Source organism: Algoriphagus sp. SE2 (genome assembly GCF_039563885.1).
Taxonomy (GTDB): Bacteria; Bacteroidota; Bacteroidia; order Cytophagales; family Cyclobacteriaceae; genus Algoriphagus.
In genome coordinates this window covers 253,107-273,300 of record NZ_JBCLWJ010000001.1, presented here as the reverse complement: position 1 = coordinate 273,300, position 20,194 = coordinate 253,107, and the positions used below count along the sequence as shown (strand labels likewise).

18 protein-coding genes are annotated in these 20,194 nt (G+C 38.0%); 10 read left to right on the top strand and 8 right to left on the bottom strand.

Annotation, left to right across the window (positions count from 1 at the left end; genetic code table 11):
• Window position 1: 1 nt before the first annotated feature.
• Both ribD and AAGF08_RS01110 read left to right on the top strand, forming a co-directional pair.
• On the top strand, window positions 2-1,024 hold the full coding sequence (gene ribD / locus AAGF08_RS01115; protein ID WP_343509051.1) for a bifunctional diaminohydroxyphosphoribosylaminopyrimidine deaminase/5-amino-6-(5-phosphoribosylamino)uracil reductase RibD: 1,023 nt from the start codon (window positions 2-4) through the stop codon (window positions 1,022-1,024).
• Window positions 1,017-1,499 (top strand): GAF domain-containing protein, encoded by a 483-nt coding sequence (locus AAGF08_RS01110; protein WP_343509050.1) that lies wholly within the window; start codon window positions 1,017-1,019, stop codon window positions 1,497-1,499. The genes ribD and AAGF08_RS01110 overlap by 8 nt, the downstream gene beginning before the upstream one ends.
• Here AAGF08_RS01110 and AAGF08_RS01105 read toward each other — a convergent pair.
• Window positions 1,496-2,263, bottom strand: a complete 768-nt coding sequence (locus AAGF08_RS01105; RefSeq protein ID WP_343509049.1) for an alpha/beta hydrolase — start codon at window positions 2,261-2,263, stop codon at window positions 1,496-1,498. The two genes, AAGF08_RS01110 and AAGF08_RS01105, sit on opposite strands and share 4 nt — an antisense overlap.
• Before the next feature lie 11 nt (window positions 2,264-2,274).
• Complete coding sequence (gene dxs, locus AAGF08_RS01100; RefSeq protein WP_343509048.1) at window positions 2,275-4,188, bottom strand: 1-deoxy-D-xylulose-5-phosphate synthase; 1,914 nt, start codon at window positions 4,186-4,188, stop codon at window positions 2,275-2,277.
• A 177-nt stretch (window positions 4,189-4,365) separates the two neighbouring features.
• Here dxs and AAGF08_RS01095 point away from each other — a divergent pair, with 177 nt between their 5' ends.
• From AAGF08_RS01095 to AAGF08_RS01080, 4 genes are read left to right on the top strand one after another with little or no spacing between them, the layout of a single operon-like run.
• Window positions 4,366-5,115 (top strand): segregation/condensation protein A, encoded by a 750-nt coding sequence (locus AAGF08_RS01095; RefSeq protein ID WP_343509047.1) that lies wholly within the window; start codon window positions 4,366-4,368, stop codon window positions 5,113-5,115.
• 2 nt (window positions 5,116-5,117) lie between these two features.
• The gene (locus tag AAGF08_RS01090) at window positions 5,118-6,185 is read left to right on the top strand and encodes a lysylphosphatidylglycerol synthase transmembrane domain-containing protein (RefSeq protein ID WP_343509046.1); all 1,068 of its coding nucleotides are present in this window, start codon (window positions 5,118-5,120) and stop codon (window positions 6,183-6,185) included.
• Window position 6,186: 1 nt separating this feature from the next.
• Window positions 6,187-8,655, top strand: coding sequence for a bifunctional UDP-N-acetylmuramoyl-tripeptide:D-alanyl-D-alanine ligase/alanine racemase (locus AAGF08_RS01085; RefSeq protein WP_343509045.1), 2,469 nt, complete (start codon window positions 6,187-6,189; stop codon window positions 8,653-8,655).
• 35 nt (window positions 8,656-8,690) lie between these two features.
• Window positions 8,691-9,500, top strand: coding sequence for an ion transporter (locus AAGF08_RS01080; protein ID WP_343509043.1), 810 nt, complete (start codon window positions 8,691-8,693; stop codon window positions 9,498-9,500).
• Here the strand turns inward: AAGF08_RS01080 and AAGF08_RS01075 are convergent.
• From AAGF08_RS01075 to AAGF08_RS01065, 3 genes are all read right to left on the bottom strand, one after another.
• Entirely contained in the window at window positions 9,497-10,186 is a 690-nt protein-coding gene (locus tag AAGF08_RS01075; RefSeq protein ID WP_343509042.1) for a TrkA family potassium uptake protein, read from the bottom strand. The genes AAGF08_RS01080 and AAGF08_RS01075 overlap by 4 nt on opposite strands.
• 11 nt (window positions 10,187-10,197) lie before the next feature.
• Window positions 10,198-11,961, bottom strand: coding sequence for a potassium transporter TrkG (locus AAGF08_RS01070; RefSeq protein WP_343509041.1), 1,764 nt, complete (start codon window positions 11,959-11,961; stop codon window positions 10,198-10,200).
• Between the two features lie 93 nt (window positions 11,962-12,054).
• A complete protein-coding gene (locus AAGF08_RS01065; RefSeq protein WP_343509040.1) occupies window positions 12,055-13,311 on the bottom strand; it encodes a voltage-gated chloride channel family protein in 1,257 nt (418 codons plus the stop codon).
• Window positions 13,312-13,439: 128 nt separating this feature from the next.
• Between AAGF08_RS01065 and AAGF08_RS01060 the strand changes: the two genes are divergently transcribed.
• Window positions 13,440-14,330 carry a TIGR01777 family oxidoreductase gene (locus AAGF08_RS01060; protein WP_343509039.1) on the top strand — a complete coding sequence of 297 codons (891 nt, stop codon included), beginning with the start codon at window positions 13,440-13,442 and terminating at the stop codon, window positions 14,328-14,330.
• A 5-nt stretch (window positions 14,331-14,335) separates the two neighbouring features.
• Here the strand turns inward: AAGF08_RS01060 and AAGF08_RS01055 are convergent, their stop codons facing one another.
• From AAGF08_RS01055 to AAGF08_RS01045, 3 genes are read right to left on the bottom strand one after another with little or no spacing between them, the layout of a single operon-like run.
• On the bottom strand, window positions 14,336-14,509 hold the full coding sequence (locus tag AAGF08_RS01055) for a PLDc N-terminal domain-containing protein (RefSeq protein WP_343509038.1): 174 nt from the start codon (window positions 14,507-14,509) through the stop codon (window positions 14,336-14,338).
• 6 nt (window positions 14,510-14,515) lie between these two features.
• Entirely contained in the window at window positions 14,516-14,746 is a 231-nt protein-coding gene (locus AAGF08_RS01050; protein ID WP_343509037.1) for a PLD nuclease N-terminal domain-containing protein, read from the bottom strand.
• Window positions 14,743-15,021 carry a PLD nuclease N-terminal domain-containing protein gene (locus AAGF08_RS01045; RefSeq protein WP_343509036.1) on the bottom strand — a complete coding sequence of 93 codons (279 nt, stop codon included), beginning with the start codon at window positions 15,019-15,021 and terminating at the stop codon, window positions 14,743-14,745. Before AAGF08_RS01045 ends, AAGF08_RS01050 begins: the two co-directional genes overlap by 4 nt.
• A gap of 96 nt (window positions 15,022-15,117) precedes the next feature.
• Here AAGF08_RS01045 and AAGF08_RS01040 point away from each other — a divergent pair, with 96 nt between their 5' ends.
• From AAGF08_RS01040 to AAGF08_RS01030, 3 genes are all read left to right on the top strand, one after another.
• Window positions 15,118-17,673: a M14 family metallopeptidase gene (locus AAGF08_RS01040; protein WP_343509035.1), complete on the top strand. Its 2,556-nt coding sequence runs from the start codon at window positions 15,118-15,120 to the stop codon at window positions 17,671-17,673.
• 189 nt (window positions 17,674-17,862) lie between these two features.
• Window positions 17,863-18,969 carry an amidohydrolase family protein gene (locus tag AAGF08_RS01035; protein WP_343509034.1) on the top strand — a complete coding sequence of 369 codons (1,107 nt, stop codon included), beginning with the start codon at window positions 17,863-17,865 and terminating at the stop codon, window positions 18,967-18,969.
• Window positions 18,970-19,118: 149 nt separating this feature from the next.
• On the top strand, window positions 19,119-20,189 hold the full coding sequence (locus tag AAGF08_RS01030) for a Fic family protein (protein ID WP_343509033.1): 1,071 nt from the start codon (window positions 19,119-19,121) through the stop codon (window positions 20,187-20,189).
• Window positions 20,190-20,194: the final 5 nt, after the last annotated feature.

Below are 20,194 nucleotides of genomic sequence, written 5' to 3'. Positions count from 1 at the left end.
GATGAGTGATGAACTCTATATGAGGAGGGCTTTGGAGCTTGCCGAACTGGGTAGAGGAAGAGTAAGTCCTAACCCCATGGTAGGTTGTGTGATAGTGAAAGGAGATATCATCATTGGAGAAGGGTATCATCAAAAATATGGAGAAGCCCATGCTGAGGTAAATGCAGTAAATGAGGTCAAAGATCAAGATTTACTGAAGGGGGCAACCGCATATGTGACTCTAGAGCCATGTGCTCATTATGGAAAAACACCTCCCTGTGCGATTCTTTTAGCAGAAAAGAGAGTAGGGAAAGTTGTAATTGCAGCAACTGATTCAAATCCTCTTGTGGGAGGAAAAGGAATACAAATCCTAAAGGATGCAGGAATTGAAGTGAAAACGGGGCTTTTAGAGGAAGAAGCGAGATCCCAAAATTGTAGATTCTTCACTCAAATTGAAAAAAATAGACCCTATGTGATTCTTAAATGGGCACAGACGCAGGATGGTTTTGTCGCAAGAAAAGATTTTTCTTCAAAGTGGATCAGCAATTCTTCTAGCCGCCAATTAGTGCATAAGTGGCGATCGGAAGAAGATTCAATTCTTGTTGGGAAAAACACAGCAAAATATGATGATCCTGCCTTAAATGTGAGAGATTGGTCAGGCAAAAATCCTTTAAGACTGGTCATTGATAGTAGGTTGGAATTAGCTAAAAATTTGAAGCTATTTGATCAAGCAGTCCCTACGTTATGTTACAATACTCAAAAATCAGAGGAGAGAGCTAACCTTGAATTCGTTAAACTAAAACAGGGATTTTCGATCAAGTCTATACTTGAGGATCTCCAAAAAAGGAAAATTCAAAGCGTAATTGTAGAAGGAGGAAGCTATCTTTTGAATAAGTTCTTGGAATCTGAACTTTGGGATGAAGCTCGGGTGTTTACGAGCCAAAACAAATTTGAAGAAGGAATTGAGGCTCCCCTTATTACAAAACCTGCCTCAGAAATAATGACAGTTTTAGAAGATCGACTAGCAATACACTACAATGTCTGAAAATTTATACATACCTGAATCTGCTACAAAAGCGGAAAAATATGAAGCCGTGATTCCCCAAATTAAGGCATTGATCAGTGGGGAACCAGATTTATACGCCAATTTGGCAAATATCGCATCCGCACTAAAAGAAGCATTTGGGTTTTTTTGGGTTGGTTTTTATTTAGTCAAAGAAAATCAATTGGTCTTAGGTCCTTTTCAAGGACCAATTGCCTGTACTCGTATTTCTTTAGGAAGAGGAGTTTGTGGAACCGCTTGGCAAGAATCCAAAACCCTGTTGGTACCTGATGTAGATGCTTTTCCAGGTCATATTGCCTGTAGCGCAGCTTCCAAATCTGAAATCGTGGTTCCTGTTTTTAAGGATAATACAGTTGCTATGATCTTAGATGTAGACTCTGATCAATTAAACGATTTCGACAATACGGATCAGATTTATCTAGAGAAGTTGATGGGTATTTTAGGAGCTCAGCTTTAAAGGGAATTTTTACAAAAATCCCTAACGATTTCAATTGTTTCAGGCTTTCTTTCGATCATCCCTACATGGCCAGTATTTTCAAATTCAACATATTCTGTCACAACTTCTTTGTGGATTCGGCTAACAGCAATTGGAACTGCGGTATCAAGCTCTCCGGCTATGAAAAGTTTTGGGCCAGAAAAATCTCTTAGTATTTCAAATCGATCTTTTCGATCCCTCATAGCCAAGGTGTAAGCTATAAGACCTTCCAATGAACAGGTTTTTGCCTGTTTGATAGCTAGCTCAATATCAGCTTGTAATTCTTCTCTTCGGCTTTCAGGAAATAGAGGAGGAATAAATGAAGTGACAAAGGCATCGACCCCATATTTTTGAAGGAAAACAATGGTTCTATCACGCATTCCCTTCTTTTCTTCACTATCAGGAAACGCTGTAGAATGAAAAAGGCCAACACCTTTTAGCTTTTCGCCCATCAATTCAGTCAAAGCTAGAGTCACATATCCACCCAAAGAATGACCTATAACTATTGGGTGATCGATCTTGTTTTCTTCCATCCAGGATTCCAAAATCACAGCGATTTCTTCCATGGAGAGTGATGCTTGAACTATAATAGACTTTTCTACACGTGGAAGGTCAGGACAAATAACCCGGAAATCTGAAGATAATTCTTTTGCAAAATCCTGCCACATGTCTCCGATTTCGCAGAACCCGTGAATTAGAATCAAAGGCTGGCCTTGACCTTTTTCAGAAAAATGGATTCCCGACATGAACTTGATTTTTAATGTGCTTTGGCTACTTCAGCCATACTTCTAACTGCCTCGGCAATTCCTTCTGGATCAAAGCCACATTCCTTATGTAATTCAACTTGTTCCCCGTGCTCAATAACTGCATCTGGAATCCCCAAGCGTTTGATTTGGGACTGATATCCATGATCCATCATCCATTCTAAGACAGCTGAACCAAACCCTCCCATTAGGCATCCATCTTCTACAGTTATGACTTTTTTGAATTTGCCAAAAACTTCATGAAGCATTTCTTCATCAAGCGGTTTTACAAAGCGCATATCATAATGTGCAGGATTTAAACCTTCCTTTGTAAGGCTTTCACAAGCTTCTACTGCATAATTTCCAATGTGACCAATCGTAAGGATTGCTATTTCCTCTCCTTCTTTTACAATTCTTCCCTGACCTGCTTTAATTTTTCTCAAAGGTGTTTTCCATTCCGGCATGACACCTTTTCCTCTTGGATATCTAATGGAGTAAGGGCCATTGTGTAGTGATGCGGAATACATCATATTTCTAAGTTCTTCCTCATTCATTGGTGCTGAAACCACGATATTTGGAATACATCTGAAATATGCGATATCATAGGCGCCATGATGAGTAGGCCCATCAGCTCCTGCAAATCCAGCTCTGTCAAGGCATAATACGACGGGTAGGTTTTGTAAGCAGACATCATGAATTACCTGATCATACGCCCGCTGCATAAAAGAAGAATAAATATTACAAAAAGGGACTAGACCTTGTGTAGCGAGACCTGCCGAAAAAGTAACTGCATGTTGTTCAGCTATTCCTACATCGAATGCTCGATCTGGCATTGCCTTCATCATAATGTTCATCGAGGACCCTGAAGGCATAGCAGGAGTCACCCCCATAATTCTATCATCTTTTTTTGCTAATTCTACTAAAGTATTTCCAAAAACCTCTTGATACTTAGGTGCTTGAGGAACAGAAGGTGTTTTTTTGAATATTTCTCCAGTTACCTTATCAAAAGTCCCAGGTGCGTGCCAAGTAGTTTTATTTCCATTTTCTGCAGGCCCATACCCCTTCCCTTTTACTGTGACACAATGCAATATTTTTGGGCCAGGGATATCTCTCAAATCTCTGAGTATTTCTGCCAAATGGTTTACATCGTGTCCATCTACCGGGCCAAAATATCTCAAATTTAGAGATTCAAATAAATTGCTCTGTTTTAAAACAGCGGACTTGATAGCCCCCTCCACTTTAGAAATTACCTCCTGAGCACTTGATCCAAACTTGCTGAATTTTCCAAGTACCTTCCAAACTTCATCTTTTACCTTATTATAAGTATGTGAGGTAGTTATATCTGTTAAATAATCCTTAAGAGCTCCTACATTAGGATCAATGGACATGCAGTTATCATTTAAGATAATTAAAAGATTAGAGTCACTGACTCCTGCATGATTCATTGCTTCGAAAGCCATTCCACCGGTCATGGAACCATCCCCAATTACTGAAACATGTTGTTTGTTGATTCCTTTATATTTTGAAGCTACAGCCATTCCCAATGCTGCAGAAATAGAGGTGCTGGAATGTCCTACTCCAAAAGTATCATATATGCTTTCTTTTCTTTTTGGAAAACCAGAAAGGCCACCATAAACTCGGTTTGTATGAAACAAATCTCTTCTTCCAGTAAGAATTTTATGTCCATAAGCTTGATGACCTACATCCCAAACCAATTGGTCTTCAGGTGTATTGAGTATGTAGTGCAAAGCAACTGTCAACTCTACTACGCCTAAACTTGCCCCAAAATGACCGCCATAAACTGAAACGTTATCGACGATAAATTGACGCAATTCATCACAAATCTGAACAAGTTTGTCTTTTGGAAACTTTTTCAGATCAGCTGGGCTGTTGATTTGTGCTAATAATTCTCCTGGTTGAATCAACATTGTTTGTTATTCTGGTGCTTGAAAGAAATAACCATCATTTGAAGACTTTGTTATAATTGAATTTAAGAATTCATTTGAAGCCTTTTTTCTTTCTTTTGCTTAAGTCCCTTTAATTTAAGCTTAATTGAATATCTTTGACTACAAGGTGGCAAAATTAACCAATAATTTAAATATCCCTTGAGTTTCGAAATCAAATTACCGCTTTTTGAGGGCCCGTTCGATTTGATGTTATTCTTCATTGAACGGGATGAGTTGGATATTTACGATATTCCTATCTCAAAGATAACCAACGATTTCCTCAATTATCTCCACCATTTGGAAGAGATGGAACTTGAAGTGGCCAGTGACTTTATTCTCTTTGCAGCTACTTTAATGCGAATCAAATCTAAAATGTTGCTTCCTAGACCAGAATTAAATGAACAGGGAGAAGAGATTGACCCGAGAGAAGAATTGATCCGAAACCTTTTGGAATACAAGAAGTATAAGTCTGTCATAAAGGATTTGGCAGATCTTGAAGAAAATAGACTTTCTAAAGAAAAAAGAGGAAATATTATTTTCGAACTTCAAGAATTAAACAAAAGTGAAGATGTCGATGCTGAAATGCAGCATGTGGATTTATATAAGTTGCTCAAGGTTTTCCAAAGAAGTATGGCCAAATTTGCTTCAAGAAAAGACCAAACAACTCATACTGTTATCCAATACCCTTATACTATTGAGCAACAAAAAGACTTTGTTTTAGAAAAAATCAGTTTCAAAAAACAGGTATCATTTTCTGAATTTATCACCTACAAACCAGATAAAATTTTTGTGATTTACACCTTTCTGGCCATCCTCGAATTACTACAACTTTCTCAGGTGACGATCATCATTGGAGAAGGTTTTAATAACTTTTGGGTGGAGAAGACTGAGCCAATCGCTGCAGGCTAAGTATGAAGCTGGATAATAAAAAAATCTTTCAAACACTCAATCCAAACAAGGTTTGGTTCCCCGTCATAATCGGCCTAGGGATCGTGTTTGCTATGTTTTATTTTGATCCATCGATCAATGCGGAAACCTTAAATGTGGTTTTTGATGCCTCATTAATCTGGATTTTCTTGGCCATCTTGGTGATACTATTTAGAGACGCAGGTTATGTTTATCGAATAAGGGAAATCACAGATAGACATCTTAGCTGGGGAAGGGCGATTTATGTAATTATCCTGTGGGAATTTGCATCTGCTGTGACACCTTCGGTAGTGGGAGGTACTGCAGTAGCAATTTTTATTTTAAATAAAGAAGGAATCAAATTAGGAAAAGCTATCGCCTATGTGATGGTTACTGCTATTTTGGATAATCTCTTCTTTGTCATAGGAGCACCGATTATTCTCTTTTTTGCAAAAGGTAATATTTTCCCAGAAAGTAAAGTTCTCGAAACACAGCTCCAAAATAGTATGGAGGCCATTTTTTGGATTAGTTATGCACTTTATGCTACCTATAGCTTGATAATGGCAGCTGCACTTTTCTATAGACCAAGAGTTTTTAAATGGGTATTGATAAAGATTTTCTCTATCAAATGGCTTCGTAAATGGAAGTATGATGCACATGAATATGGTAATCAAATCATTGAGGCATCAAATGAACTCACTGGTAAAAGTTTTAAGTACTGGTTACCAATAGTAATTGCCACCATATTCATTTGGTCTTCGAGGTATTTGATGCTTAATGCATTAATATCAGCTTTTGTCCCTTTAAATATTAATGAACATATCATCGTATTTGCTCGACAAGTAATTATGTGGATCGTTATGATGATTTCCCCAACCCCGGGTAGTAGCGGGACTGCAGAGTTCTTCTTTGCTCAGTTTTTTACTCAATTCCTTACTAAATACACCTTTGTCACCAGTATTTTATGGAGGCTTCTATCCTATTATCCCTATCTAATTCTTGGGGCATTATTCTTGCCTAGATGGATAAGGCAGGTGTTTTTTAAGAAAAAGAAGAAGAATAAAGCAGAGTAATATGCTAATAAGGCTTACAATCAGGCAAGTTGCTGAAATCACTCAAGGCCAACTTTTGGGGGATTCATCAAGTAGGCTGATTTCTCAAATAGCCATTGATTCGAGACAGATTATTCATGCCTCGGAGAGTCTTTTTGTTGCTTTAATAGGAGCAAAAGCGAATGGAAGCACTTTTATTCCCATGCTTTTTGAGATTGGTGTGAGAAGCTTTTTGGTTCATGATGATTATCATATTCCTGAATCAATTAGGAATCACGCATCATTTGTGATCGTTCAAGACACTCGATCAGCTTTACAAAAATTAGCTAAATTTCAACGTAATAAATTTCTCAATCCAGTAGTATCGATTACTGGAAGTAACGGCAAAACCATCGTAAAAGAATGGCTTGGTCAGATTTTGAGTCAAAATTATCAAGTAGCCAAAAGCCCGAAGAGTTATAATTCTCAAGTGGGAGTTCCGCTATCTATTTTTGGAATAGAAGAAGATCATCAAGTTGCAATTTTGGAAGCGGGTATTTCTAAAACGAACGAAATGAAGGTTCTTGAGGAAATGATTCGTCCGAATCTTGGAATCTTTACTAACATAGGGACCGCTCACCAAGAAGGTTTTGAAAGTAAAGAACAAAAGGTTTTGGAAAAACTTAGGCTATTTGAAAACGCTGAGTTTCTTATCTATTGCAAAGACCAACCTTTTTTAGCTCAGATTATTGAGGGAAAAATTCCAAAAAACAGATTGATTAGCTGGTCAGATAAAGCCGGTGAAGATTTTACAAGGTCTGTAAAACTTCTTGATAAGGGAGCTAAGATGTTCCTCCTGAAATCAGACCTAGGCACATATACGTTCCAAATACCTTTTAGTGATCCAGCTTCTCTAGAAAATATCACTCATGTTATAATAGCTGCATTGACGCTTGGACAAGCAGCAGAATCCATTCAACAGGGATTAAATTTTTTAAAATCAGTGGATATGCGGCTTACATTAAAGCCAGGCATAAATGATTCTCTCTTAATTGACGATACATATAATAATGATTTGGCAGGGCTAAAAGTGGCTTTGGATTTTATGCAGCAACAAAGGCCCAAAAACAGAAAGATTCTTATTTTATCGGATCTTTTACAACAAGGTACCCCTGAAAAGATCTACAGGTCAGTTGCAGATTTGATTAGAAGCTATAGTTTGGATAAAATCATTGGAGTCGGCCAAGAAATCTCGTTGTTGGCAAAAGATTTTCAAGGAAAATTTGAAAATTTTTCGAGCTCTGAGAAGTTTCTGGAAGCCCTAAATCCGGAGCAATTTTCAAATGATCTAATCTTAATCACCGGAGCAAGGCCATTTGGTTTTGAAAGAGTTGTTAATAAGCTGCAACAGCGAATTCATGGGACAACCTTGGAAATCAATCTCAATGCTCTTACTCACAATTTTAATTTTTATAAGAAATTATTAAGACCTGAAACCAAAGTAATGGTAATGGTAAAGGCCTTTGCTTATGGCGGCGGAGCCTTAGAGATAGCTAATCATTTACAGAGAATGGGAGCAGATTATCTGGCTGTGGCATTTACTGATGAAGGAGTTACCCTTCGGAAACAAGGGATATCTCTTCCCATCATGGTTTTGAACCCTTTGGAAGAATCGATTGAGCTATGTAGCGAATTTAACCTTGAGCCGGTGGTTTTTAGCTCGGAGTTTTTCAGGTCAATAACTAATTATTGTCAATCGGGCGATAAAAAATTATCCATCCACTTGGACATGGATACAGGTATGCATCGATTAGGTTTTGAAGAAAGCCAGTTAGAAGAATTAATAGATTTTATTTCCAAAGCCAAAAACATTCGAATAGCTTCAGTTTATACACATCTAGTTGGAGCGGATGAAGAAATCCATCGAGAGTTTAGCATTCAACAGATTGAAACATTCATTAGAATAAAATCGAGACTGTTAGAGATTCTGCCTTCCACTACTCTTTATCACATACTCAATTCCGCAGGAATCGCGGCTTTTCCGAAATACCAATTTGATATGGTTCGTTTGGGAATTGGGCTTTATGGTGTGGAGGTAACAGGAAAATATGAAAGGTCTCTTCGGGCGATAAGCACTTTAAAAACGACCATTTCGCAGGTAAAAACTCTTGAAGCTGGAGATACAGTCGGATATTCAAGAAAAGGCTCCCTACCACAAGGAGGAAAAATTGCTACCCTATCCATCGGTTATGCAGATGGTTACGATAGGCGATTTTCTAATGGAAATGGGTACGTACTAATTGATGGAAAAAAAGCTGCAGTGGTAGGAAATGTTTGTATGGATATGTGTATGGTGGATGTCACGGGTATCAATGCAAAGGCAGGAGATGAAGCTATTATATACGGAGAACAGATTTCCTTAAAAGAACTTGCAAAAAGAATTGGAACAATCCCTTATGAGCTTTTGACCAATATCAGTACCCGGGTAAAGCGAATTTACTATTTGGATTAAATGGTGTAGCCTAAATTTTTTTCCTAAATTCATTTATGAAAATCACTAAAAAACGGCTGGCACATATTGTATTTGAGTCTGACGATTGGGCTTCTAAAATGTTCGATATAGTTTTGCTTTTTTTGATTCTCGGAAGCATTTTAGTAGCCATTCTAGATTCTGTCGCTAGTCTCAGAAGCTCTTACGGAGATTTTTTTATATGGCTAGAATGGATTTTTACTGCCTTATTTACTGTAGAATATTTTTTAAGAGTATGGCTTTCCAGAAAGCCTCAAGGATATATTTTTAGTTTCTATGGAATCGTAGACTTACTTGCAATATTACCGTCTTATCTGAGTTTTTTCGTAGTCAATTCACAGCTTTTGACAGTAGTAAGAGCCTTAAGATTATTGAGGGTTATTCGAATTTTGAAGTTAGGTAGGTATGTCACTGAGGCAGAATATTTACAGAGATCTTTGAGAGCAAGCTCACATAAGATTATGATTTTTATTGGCTTTGTCGTCACCATTGTTTTAATCATGGGAACTCTAATGTTTATCATAGAAGGGCCAGAGCACGGTTTTACAAGCATTCCTGTTGGTATGTATTGGGCTATCGTAACTTTAACTACAGTGGGGTTTGGAGACATTACTCCCTCCACTCCATTAGGTCAATTTGTTTCATCCATTATTATGCTGATGGGTTATGCTATCATTGCTGTACCAACAGGAATTGTTAGCACAGAGATGGCCTCTCAGAGAAGAAAGGCAGATGCTCCTAAATTAGTTAGGTGTACAAATTGCGGGAAGGATGATTTAAAAATAGCAGATAATTTTTGCAGCAACTGTGGCGTAAAACTGCCTTAATCATCTAAGTTTAAGAATTCCTGAATGTTTTTGATTTTTCCAAATAGCAGAAGAATATCATTTTCTTCCAGCGTATATTCAGGAGTAATAACACCGATCACCTTTTTCTCCTTAATCTTTATACCTAGCATATTGGTTTTATCCTCAAGCTTGATGATGGTCAATATGTTAAGGAAAAACTCTTTTCGAATTTCAGCCTCGGAGACCTTCATTCCTGCGTAGCGTTTTGGAAGCTTTACTTCGACAATATTGTATTCTTCTGAAATTTCGAGGGAGTCCATTACTCCTTTCATCTGTAATCTTTTTGAAAGGCGATCAGCAGTTTCCTCCTCCGGATGGATTATTTCATCTACTCCAATACTTCTGATTACAGTTTCATGTAGTTCGTTTATAGCTCTGGCGATAATTCTTTTGACATTTAGTTGTTTGAATATTGCCGTGGACATAATCGATGCACCCACATCCTTTCCTATCGCAATAATCACAACATCACAATCTTTTAAAGGAAGGTTTTTTACAGCTTGTGTGTCGGTGGCATTCATCATCACCGCATGGGTTATTTTGTTTTTGACTAAATCAATGCGGTTTTCACTATTATCCACCCCAATCACTTCATGACCTAGATCGGTCAATCTCATGGAGAGATAACCACCAAAGTTTCCCATACCAACGATGATATATTTCATAGCTCAACAAGTTAAGTAATAAAGATATTTTCCTCTGGATATTTATACCGTTGTTGACCTGCTTTTCTGACAACAGCTATCAATATAGTTAGGGTACCCACCCTACCCATAAACATACAAATCATAATTACCAATTTACTAGCAGTTCCCAGTTGGGAGGTGATCCCCAAACTTAATCCTACTGTAGAGAATGCACTAAACACCTCAAATGCTACATCTATCAAGGGAAGGTGCGGGTCAAAAAGCATGACAAAAAAGATTCCTAATCCAATTACCAGAAAAGACAAAGCAATTACTGCAAATGCTTTTTGAAGCGTTTCATTTGAGATTTGTCTTCGGAATATTTCTACTCTCTTTGTTCCAGTAGCCATACTAAGGGTATTCAGAATTGCAACTGCAATAGTGCTGGTTTTTAAGCCTCCTCCTGTTGAGCCGGGAGAAGCACCAATCCACATTAAAATCAAATAGATTAAAATTGTTGGTACTGTTAGCATGGTCATATCGACCGTATTAAAACCGGCTGTTCTGGGAGTAACTGCACCAAAAATAGTAGTCACAATTTTCCCATATGGGCTTAGCCCTTCTAAAGTGCTGTTGCTTTCAAATATTCCAAATGTAAGGATTCCTATTACTAGTAATATTCCAGTTGTGTATAAGGATAGCTTAGTACTGATATTACTCACTCTAGGTACATGGCGGTAAGACTCTATATTTAAAAGTTTTTTTGTGCCACCTATAATTACATGCTTAAAATAATTGTAATAGTTAATAAATACTGGGAAGCCTATTCCTCCCAGAATAATTGCTAATGCAAGAACCAAATGCATGTGATATGCTGTCCTAAATCCAGATTCATACAAGCCATTACTCAGTGTAGAAAAGCCAGCGTTGCAAAATGCTGAAATGGCATGAAAAGCAGAAAAGAAAATTTGATCACCTTTAGTGGTAAAAAGGGAATCATCTGTAAAATGGTAAATTAAAAATGCAGCAATAACTTCGGTCAATACAGTGAAGAATATAATTTTTAATAGCGTGGAATAGATCGCACCTATATTGTTTTCATTAATATAATCCCGAATAAAAAGCTGATTTTCTATAGAATAATTTCCCTTAAAGAAGAATCCAAAGAAGCTGGTAAATGTCATCATTCCCAAGCCGCCAATTTGGAATAAAATCATTATGATCGTTTGTCCAAAAAAAGTAAAATCCTTAGCTGTATCTACTACAATAAGTCCAGTGACGCAAACCGCTGAAGTGGAGGTAAATAATGCATCTATAAAAGTTATACCGCTGCTTGTAGCATTTGGAAGGCTCAAAAGAATTGCTCCTATTAAAATCAAAATGATAAAGCTCAGGATAAACACCAGCGTTGGACTTGCTTTAAGCCGATTTATTGCAAGACTAAATTTGCTTATTTCTATGAAGAATAAGACAACAACCAAAATATTGACCAAGAAAAAATGCCTTGAATAATTCAATATTCCTTCTGAAAATTCTATTCCAAAAACGTCCCATCTCAGCAATGAAAATCCAATTAGGAACAAGGAAAGAAGAATTTCCAAAAGTACACGCCCAACTAAAATAGAAGGCTCATTCAATGAAATTTTTAGAATATAGCCGACTCCTATCAGAATTAAACAGAGCGTAAATACAAAGGAAGTAATGGCATATGCAAAAGGAGAAGGGTTATATCCTAATTGATAAAGTAATAACCCAAATGTCATGAAACTGCTGTACCGAACTATTTTTTCAACGATTGCTTTTAGCTTTCGCAAGAAGTAAAGATTACGATCGGGGTTAGAAAAAAATTTGAATTTCAGTTTCATAGAAGAATCAGCTTCTAAATGAATAAAACACTTATGAAAGGTTCAATTTTTTAGCCATCGTTTCAAAGAAAAATGCCGTTTTTTAGGGTAAATGTGAATCTTTCCATCCAAGTTTTGGGCAGCGTAAATACTTGATCTTCCACTTACCAGGTAGGCGACCAAACAAGAGACTGCCAAGAAAAGGCCAGACTCTACCCCAAAAAGTTCCATACCCATTACAGTACACGCCATAGGTGTATTGGTAGCTCCAGAAAAAACACCTACAAAGCCCATGCCCGCCATTAAGGCCAAGGGTAATGGAATCCATCCGGAAAGAGCATTTCCCAATGTTGCTCCGGTGAAGAATAAAGGAGTCACCTCCCCGCCTTTAAAACCCGCACCAAGAGTAAAGCCGGTCATTCCGGTTTTCACTAACCAATCATACCATGGCAAAGGTGTTTCAAAAGCTTCTACGATTCTAGGAACCCCTAAACCAATATATACAGTAGTGTCCGAAATACATACAATTAATGCGATCAAGAGTCCACCAATGACCGGTCTTAGGGGTGGATAGGAAATCCATCTAGAAAATTGATGAGAAAAAAAATGCGTGGTTTGGGCAAATAATCGACCCGAAAATCCAAAAGCAATTCCTGCTGGTATAACCCAAAGAAAGTTGATAAGTGTGAAATCTGGTACCTCTGGAATGCTATAATGCGTATGGCCAACTCCCCATAGATTTGCACAAACATAGTTAGCTACTATGCCCGTCCAAAAAGCAGGAAATATTGATTTCCATTTTAATTTTTTATTGAGCATCCACTCCAAAGCGAAAATAGCTCCGGCAAGTGGAGTCCCGAAAACAGAGGCAAATCCACCCGCAACTCCAGCAATTAAAACCAGTCTTCTATCCTCTTTGGTCAGCTTAAACCATTTGGTTAGTTGATCAGCTAAAGAGCCTCCCATTTGCACTGCGGTGCCTTCTCGGCCTGCTGAACCACCAAATAAATGTGTTGCAATTGTCCCAAATAACACCAAAGGTGTCATCCTGAGCGGAATAGGTTTGTGGGTTTGATAAAGTTCTTCTAATAGTAAATTGTTTCCTCTTACCGACGATTCCGCGTACTTATAATAGGTCCACCCTATTAATAAACCACCCAAAGGCAAAAGTGCAATAACCCACAAGTTACTTTCGCGTGTTTCACCAGCCCAATCTAGGGCAACTAGAAAAAATGCAGAAGCAGTTCCTGAAAGGAATCCGACCAGCAAACCAAATCCAGTCCAACGAAATAAATAAGCTACCAGTGATGTGAAGTTCAATTCCTATTTAAGAAGTTTCGCCCAAATTAGGCATAGAAAATGAAAGTGTATAAATCTAGAAAGACTAATCTCTACTACAGAAATTAACATATTCCCGGTTTTCGGGTTAACTTCAAAAAAATCACCCTATGCAAAATATCCTAATCACCGGAGGTTCAGGTCTGATTGGCCAAAGAATCACTTCTATGTTGGAAGCACAAGGGAAATCTGTGGCTTGGCTCAGTAGAAGTAAGCAATCTCAAAAATCATTTATTTGGGATATTGAAACGGGAACTATAGAACCTGAAGCAATGGAATGGGCAGATGCCATCATTCATTTAGCTGGTGCAGGTGTGGCAGATAAAAGATGGACAGAGGAAAGAAAAAAATTAATATTGGGATCCAGAACCAAGTCCACTCAAATGCTTTATCAAGCAATTGAAAAAGCAGACAAAAAACCGGATACTTTCATTTCTGCCTCGGCAATAGGCTATTATGGTTTTGATACCGGAACGACCCTAATGGAAGAGTCTTCTGCCGCGGGCAGTGATTTTTTAGCAAAAGTTGTAATTGCATGGGAAGCAGAAGTGAAAAAGATCGAAAGTCTTCACTTACGAACAGTTTTGTTACGGATAGGAATTGTATTGGACAAAGAAGGAGGAGCATTAGGGGAAATGCTCAAGCCGCCGGTTGCCGCACCACTAGGTAAAGGGGACCAATGGATGAGCTGGATTCATATTGATGATTTGGCGAAGATGTTTGTTTTTGCTTTAGAGAAGACCACGCTTCAAGGAATATTCAATGCCGTTTCTCCAAACCCAGCTACCAATTATAGATTAACTCACGAGGCCGCACGGGCAAAAGGAAAGCCTTTTATTGGAATAGGAGTTCCAGGGTTTGTATTGAGTTTGATTCTTGGAGAAATGTCCCAGATGGTTACTGGAGGGAATCGTGTTTCTTCTCAAAAGATCCAAAAGGCAGGATTTGAATTCGATTATCCAATTTTAATTCCAGCACTAAAGGATATTTTCAGCAGATAAAATTTTTAAATTCTTTTCTCCCTTCCTATCAAAAACCAAAGGATAGTCCCTAGAAATGGGACTAGGACCACAATCAACAACCAGATCACCCTGTCATTGGAGTTGTGAAAATTACTGATAACCACATCATAAATGGTGTAAGCATAGATTGCGAATCCGATAATTCCAAGTCCAAACATATATTATTAAGTATAAGATATTTTAGTGTTTTTACCCATGATCAAATAGGCAATTGGTCCAATAACCTGGGCAAAAAGAATTATTAAGATCCAAATCAACTTCATATTGGGATCCTTAAATTCTGATAGAATAATATCAATTAGGCAGTAAATCCAAAGAATGGTATATGCTAGACCTAACAATAAGAAGATGAACCCAAAAAAGCCACCCATATTTAAAATAAATGAAAATGTCATGATTGGTTAGTTAGTTTAGAATGAGTAGAAAAATTTGGGTTGAATTTTCGAAACTTCCTTTTTGTTCTTCGATTCATACTCAAATAAAGAAAAGTACCGATGACCGGAGCCATCAAAATTATCCAAGCCCAAATCAATTTCATATGCTGATCCCGGAAATCAGAGCGGATCATATCAATCAAGGCATAAATAGTAAACCCGAAATAGCCAATCATCACTAAAAAACCTCCCAACTGCCAAGCTAATAATCCATTTGAGGGTGTTACCAAATCCATGTTACTTCTTCAATTATTTTAACCATTGAACCAAAATAGTTTTTTTTAAGGATTCTAAGTAGGAATTTAGTCGAAAGTTTAAAACTATCTATCTATATGAAAAAGGGTACGCTACTGCTAATATTATCTCTTTTTGCCATCGTGGGATATGCCCAAGTGGATTTGAGTTATTATTTACCAAAAGGTTACACTTACAATCAGGATATTCCTACTCCAGAAGAAGTTTTGGGATATCAGGTTGGAGAGTGGCATGTAAGTCACGATCAATTAGTAATGTATATGAAAGCTGTTGCTGCTGCATCAGACCGTGTTACTATTGAAGAAACAGGTAGAACCTATGAAAAAAGGCCTCAAGTACTATTGACTATTACTTCGCCCACTAATCATGGGAGAATTGAACAAATAAAAGCTGAAAGAGCTAAGCTTAGGGATGCAGGTGCTTCTGTGGATATTGCAAATATGCCCATTGTAATGTTTATGGGATATTCTGTCCATGGAAATGAGCCTAGTGGGGCAAATTCTTCCATGTTGGCAATTTATCATTTTGCAGCAGCAAATGAGGTAGGTCCTGATTTGGAAAACATGGTTTTGTTGCTTGATCCAGCGATCAATCCTGATGGTTTGAATCGATTTGCCTCATGGGTCAATTCTCATAAGTCATACAATCTGAATGGCGATTCTAACGGTAGAGAATATAATGAAGCTTGGCCAAGAGGAAGAACCAACCACTACTGGTTTGATTTAAATCGAGATTGGCTTCCTGTACAACATCCAGAATCAAGAAACAGAGTACGCGTCTTTCAGGAATGGCTTCCAAATATCCATCTGGATTTTCATGAGATGGGAAGCAATAGTACTTTTTTCTTCCAGCCTGGAGTACCGGCCAGAATGCATCCACTTACCCCAGATAAGAATTTTGAGTTGACCAAGAAAATCGGTGAATATCATGCAAAAGCGCTGGATCAAATAGGTTCGCTGTACTACAATCAAGAAAACTACGATGACTTCTATTACGGAAAAGGTTCAACTTATCCGGATGTGCAAGGTTCCATTGGGATTTTATTTGAGCAAGCAAGTTCAAGGGGTCATTTGCAAGAAACAGACTATGGAATGTTGAGTTTTCCTTTTACCATTAGAAACCAATTTACCGCTAACCTGTCCTCCTATCAGGCAGCGAAAGAAATGCGTGAAGAGTTGAATCAATGGATGAAAGATTTTTATAGCGATATTAAAACTGAAAGTGATGCAGATGTTAATAAAGCATACATTTTTGGAAGCAAAGAAGATGATGCCAGAAGTTATCACTTGGCTGATTTGATCTTACAACACGATATCGAAGTATTTAGTCTGAAAGAAGATGTTACGCTAAATGGACAAGAGTATAAAAAGGATAATTCTTTTATAATACCTGCCAATCAGCCTCAGTATAGATTGATTAAAGCGATGTTCGAAACGCGGACCTCATTTGCAGATAGTTTATTCTATGATGTTTCTGCCTGGACCTATCCCATGGCTTTCAATCTGGATTATCAAGCCCTAAACAGCCGGATTTTGAATTTGGCCAGTGTTGAAAAAGTAGATAAAACCAATCTGAAAATGGCTCCGGGAAAAGTGATTGGAGCCCCTGGTGCATATCAATATGCTCTTGAGTGGACTGATTATTATGCGCCGAAAGCGACAAATAAATTGATGAAAGCTGGTTTTTTGGTCCGTTTGGCGCATGCTGAGTTTAGTACCCCAGAAGGAAAAACTTTTGGAAGAGGAACGATTCTGATTGGAAAAGGGGATTCTGGATTAGATGAAAATGCCATGTATCAAAAACTAAACGAGATTGCTGCGTCTGCCAACGTAGATATTCATGCTATTTCCACTGGTTACACATCTGGAATCAATATGGGGTCCACTTTCACTGATCCGTTGGAAAAGCCGGAAATAGCCTTGCTCGTAGAAGGAGGAGTGGATAGTTATGAAGCTGGAGAGATCTGGCATTTGTTAGATCAACGAATGGAAATGGCAATCACTTTACTTCCAATGGATGCTATAGGAGGTACAACATTAGATAGGTACAATGTTGTCCTGATGCCAGATGGAAGATATAATGGACTAGGGAAGTCAGGTGCTGCTGCCTTGAAAAAATGGGTATCAAACGGAGGTACCTTGGTGGCAAAAGGAGGAGCTTTGAGATTCCTTGCTCAAAATGAAGTAGGTAATTTCACCTTCCGTTCAGGTCCAGAACCTGAGACAGGCTTACAAAAGAAATACGCGGATTATGATAATGCAACTGGAGCAAAAGTAACGGGTGGTGCCATATTTAATGCTAAACTTGACTTAACACATCCAATTGGCTATGGGTACACTAATTCAAATATCCACACATTTAGAAATGATAATTTCTTCATGGAGCCATCAGAGAATCCTTACGCAAACCCATTGGTTTACACGGAGGACCCATTGGCATCTGGATATTTACACCCTTCGAATTTGGATGGATTGAAAAATGGTGGAGTGATCCGAATCTCATCTGTTGGAAGAGGTAGGATTGTTGGATTTGCAGATAATATGAATTTCAGAGCGTTTTGGTTCGGGACAAATAAATTATATCTGAACGCCATCTTCTTTGGACAAACCATAATGGGTGGTACGGGAAGGTAAAATCAAGTCATGAATTAATCAATAGTCCCAAGTAAAATAGCTTGGGGCTTTTTGTTTATTTGGCATTTAATTAAAAAACGTTCAACCAATGTCGGAAATATACCGTTCTACAAGTTATTGTTTTGAAATAATTATAATTCAAAAAAATAGTTCTTTAAATCACCTATAAAAAAATCTATATATTTTGATATGAGACTTATCGCAACCTTTACTTTAATTATCTTTTCCTCAGGCATTTTTGCCCAAGAAATGAGTTTTGAGGAATATAATCCACCTTCGACACTAGTAGTTCCGGAGCATATTGTTCAACGGGCAAAGTTTCCTTTTGTAGACATTCATAGTCATCAGGGAGGAATAAATGAGGCAAGAATTGACGAATTGTTAGGTGAGATGGATGAATTGAATATGGGAGTTTTGGTCAATTTGAGCGGAAGAGGATTTGGACGTGGCGATAGCAATTCGCAGCAGGAATATATCAAATCAATGATCCAAGAGTTTAACACACATGCGCCGGGAAGATTTATGGTTTTTACCAATTTGAATTTTGCCGGGTTTGGAGATGAAAACTGGAGTAGAATTGCGGTGAAGGAATTAGAGGAAGATGTAGCTGCTGGAGCCAGTGGATTAAAAATCTACAAAAGCCTTGGGTTAAATGTAAATGATATCAATGGCAACAGAGTGCCTGTGGACCATCCGGATTTGGATCCCGTCTGGGCGAAAGCTGGAGAATTGGGGATTCCGGTGATTATCCATTCAGCTGATCCAGCTCAATTTTGGCAGGAAATGGATGCCGATAACGAACGTTGGCTTGAATTAAAAACACATCCCAGAAGAAAAAGAGGAGCAGATAATCCGGCCCCTTTTGAGCAGATTATTGCAGAGCAACATCATGTTTTCGAAAAGCACCCTGAGACCACTTTTATTAATGCACATATGGGATGGATGGCGAATGACTTAGATGCTGCTAGTGCCCATTTGGAAAAGTATCCAAATGTCAATTTTGGGATTGGAGCCGTGATCGCAGAATTTGGTAGACAACCTAAGCGAGCCCATGAATTTTTTGAGAAGTATCAGAATAGACTGCTTTTTGGAAAGGATGCTTACAATAAAGAAGAGTATTATACTTATTTCCGTGTGTTGGAAACTGAGGACGAATATTTCCCTTACTATAAAAAATATCATGCTTTTTGGGCGATGTATGGTCTGGGACTTTCTGACGAAGTGTTAAAAAAACTGTATTATAAAAATGCCCTTCGAATTGTTCCGGGGATGGATAAAAGCGTTTTTCCGGATTGATTATAAATGTAAAGCCGCCATACATACCCCGGCCTATATGTAAAGAAAATCGAAAAATCTATACATATGTACTTTGATCTGTAAAGAAGCTACAGCTTTTCTTTACAATTAGCATTACCTTTGTAAAGAAAATAAAATAATCTTTACATATGATCTGGAATCTTACTCCATTACCTTATGACTTAGAATTGGAAACAAGGACAATTCTTAAGCAGCTTCCTGCTGCGCATGCGGCATTGGCAGAGCTGAAAGGATTGGTCTATTCCATTCCCAATCATGAAATTTTGCTAAATACCTTGGCTATTCAAGAAGCGAAGGATAGTTCTGCCGTGGAGAATATCATTACCACCCACGACGAGTTGTTCAAGTCGGATCTGGAGTTTGAGTCCATGTCGCCAGCAATCAAGGAAGTTCAAAACTACGTAGCTGCAATGAAGCGTGGATTTGAGTTGGTGGACGAGAAAGCTATGCTTACAAATCAGATTATACTTCAGATCCAAGAAACATTGGAAGGTAATAATGCAGGATTTCGGAAAATGTCAGGGACAGCATTAAAAAATGCGCAGACTGGAGAGACAGTCTATCTGCCTCCGCAAGATGGTCATGAGATTCTTTCGTTGATGTCCAATTTGGAGGAATTCATCAATCGTCCAGAGATGAGCGACTATGATCCCTTGGTAAAGATGGCAATTATCCACTTTCAGTTTGAGAGCATCCATCCTTTTTATGATGGAAATGGACGTACAGGAAGGATTTTAAATATCTTGTATCTCATCTTGAGCGGCTTGCAAAAGCTTCCAATTTTGTATCTCAGTAGCCATGTTATTCGAAATAAAACTGAATACTATCGATTGCTTCAGGGTGTTCGAGAAAATGGAGATTGGGAAAGTTGGTTGGCTTATATGATCAAAGGGGTAGAAAATACGGCCAGAGAAACCATTATTTTAATTGAAAGCTTAAAAATTTTGATGGCGGAAATGAAAATTCAGCTTCGGGATAATTATAAGTTTTACTCTCAGGAGCTGTTGAATAATTTGTTCAAGCATCCCTATACCAAAATTGAGTTTATGGTGCGTGATTTAGGAGTGTCTAGAATTACTGCTGCCAATTATCTTAATAAACTTGCAGAGGATGGAGTGTTGCGAAAAGAGAAATTAGGAACAGGGAATTTTTATGTAAATGAGAGGCTATTTGCTTTATTAAGCCGTGAACCAAACTAGAATCA

Coding starts and splice junctions, on each gene's coding strand:
- ribD (WP_343509051.1), top strand. CDS start 2: ATGAGTGATGAACTCTATATGAGGAGGGCTTTGGAGCTTGCCGAACTG.
- AAGF08_RS01110 (WP_343509050.1), top strand. CDS start 1,017: ATGTCTGAAAATTTATACATACCTGAATCTGCTACAAAAGCGGAAAAA.
- AAGF08_RS01105 (WP_343509049.1), bottom strand. CDS start 2,263: ATGTCGGGAATCCATTTTTCTGAAAAAGGTCAAGGCCAGCCTTTGATT.
- dxs (WP_343509048.1), bottom strand. CDS start 4,188: ATGTTGATTCAACCAGGAGAATTATTAGCACAAATCAACAGCCCAGCT.
- AAGF08_RS01090 (WP_343509046.1), top strand. CDS start 5,118: ATGAAGCTGGATAATAAAAAAATCTTTCAAACACTCAATCCAAACAAG.
- AAGF08_RS01085 (WP_343509045.1), top strand. CDS start 6,187: ATGCTAATAAGGCTTACAATCAGGCAAGTTGCTGAAATCACTCAAGGC.
- AAGF08_RS01080 (WP_343509043.1), top strand. CDS start 8,691: ATGAAAATCACTAAAAAACGGCTGGCACATATTGTATTTGAGTCTGAC.
- AAGF08_RS01075 (WP_343509042.1), bottom strand. CDS start 10,186: ATGAAATATATCATCGTTGGTATGGGAAACTTTGGTGGTTATCTCTCC.
- AAGF08_RS01060 (WP_343509039.1), top strand. CDS start 13,440: ATGCAAAATATCCTAATCACCGGAGGTTCAGGTCTGATTGGCCAAAGA.
- AAGF08_RS01055 (WP_343509038.1), bottom strand. CDS start 14,509: ATGTTTGGACTTGGAATTATCGGATTCGCAATCTATGCTTACACCATT.
- AAGF08_RS01050 (WP_343509037.1), bottom strand. CDS start 14,746: ATGACATTTTCATTTATTTTAAATATGGGTGGCTTTTTTGGGTTCATC.
- AAGF08_RS01045 (WP_343509036.1), bottom strand. CDS start 15,021: ATGGATTTGGTAACACCCTCAAATGGATTATTAGCTTGGCAGTTGGGA.
- AAGF08_RS01040 (WP_343509035.1), top strand. CDS start 15,118: ATGAAAAAGGGTACGCTACTGCTAATATTATCTCTTTTTGCCATCGTG.
- AAGF08_RS01035 (WP_343509034.1), top strand. CDS start 17,863: ATGAGACTTATCGCAACCTTTACTTTAATTATCTTTTCCTCAGGCATT.
- AAGF08_RS01030 (WP_343509033.1), top strand. CDS start 19,119: ATGATCTGGAATCTTACTCCATTACCTTATGACTTAGAATTGGAAACA.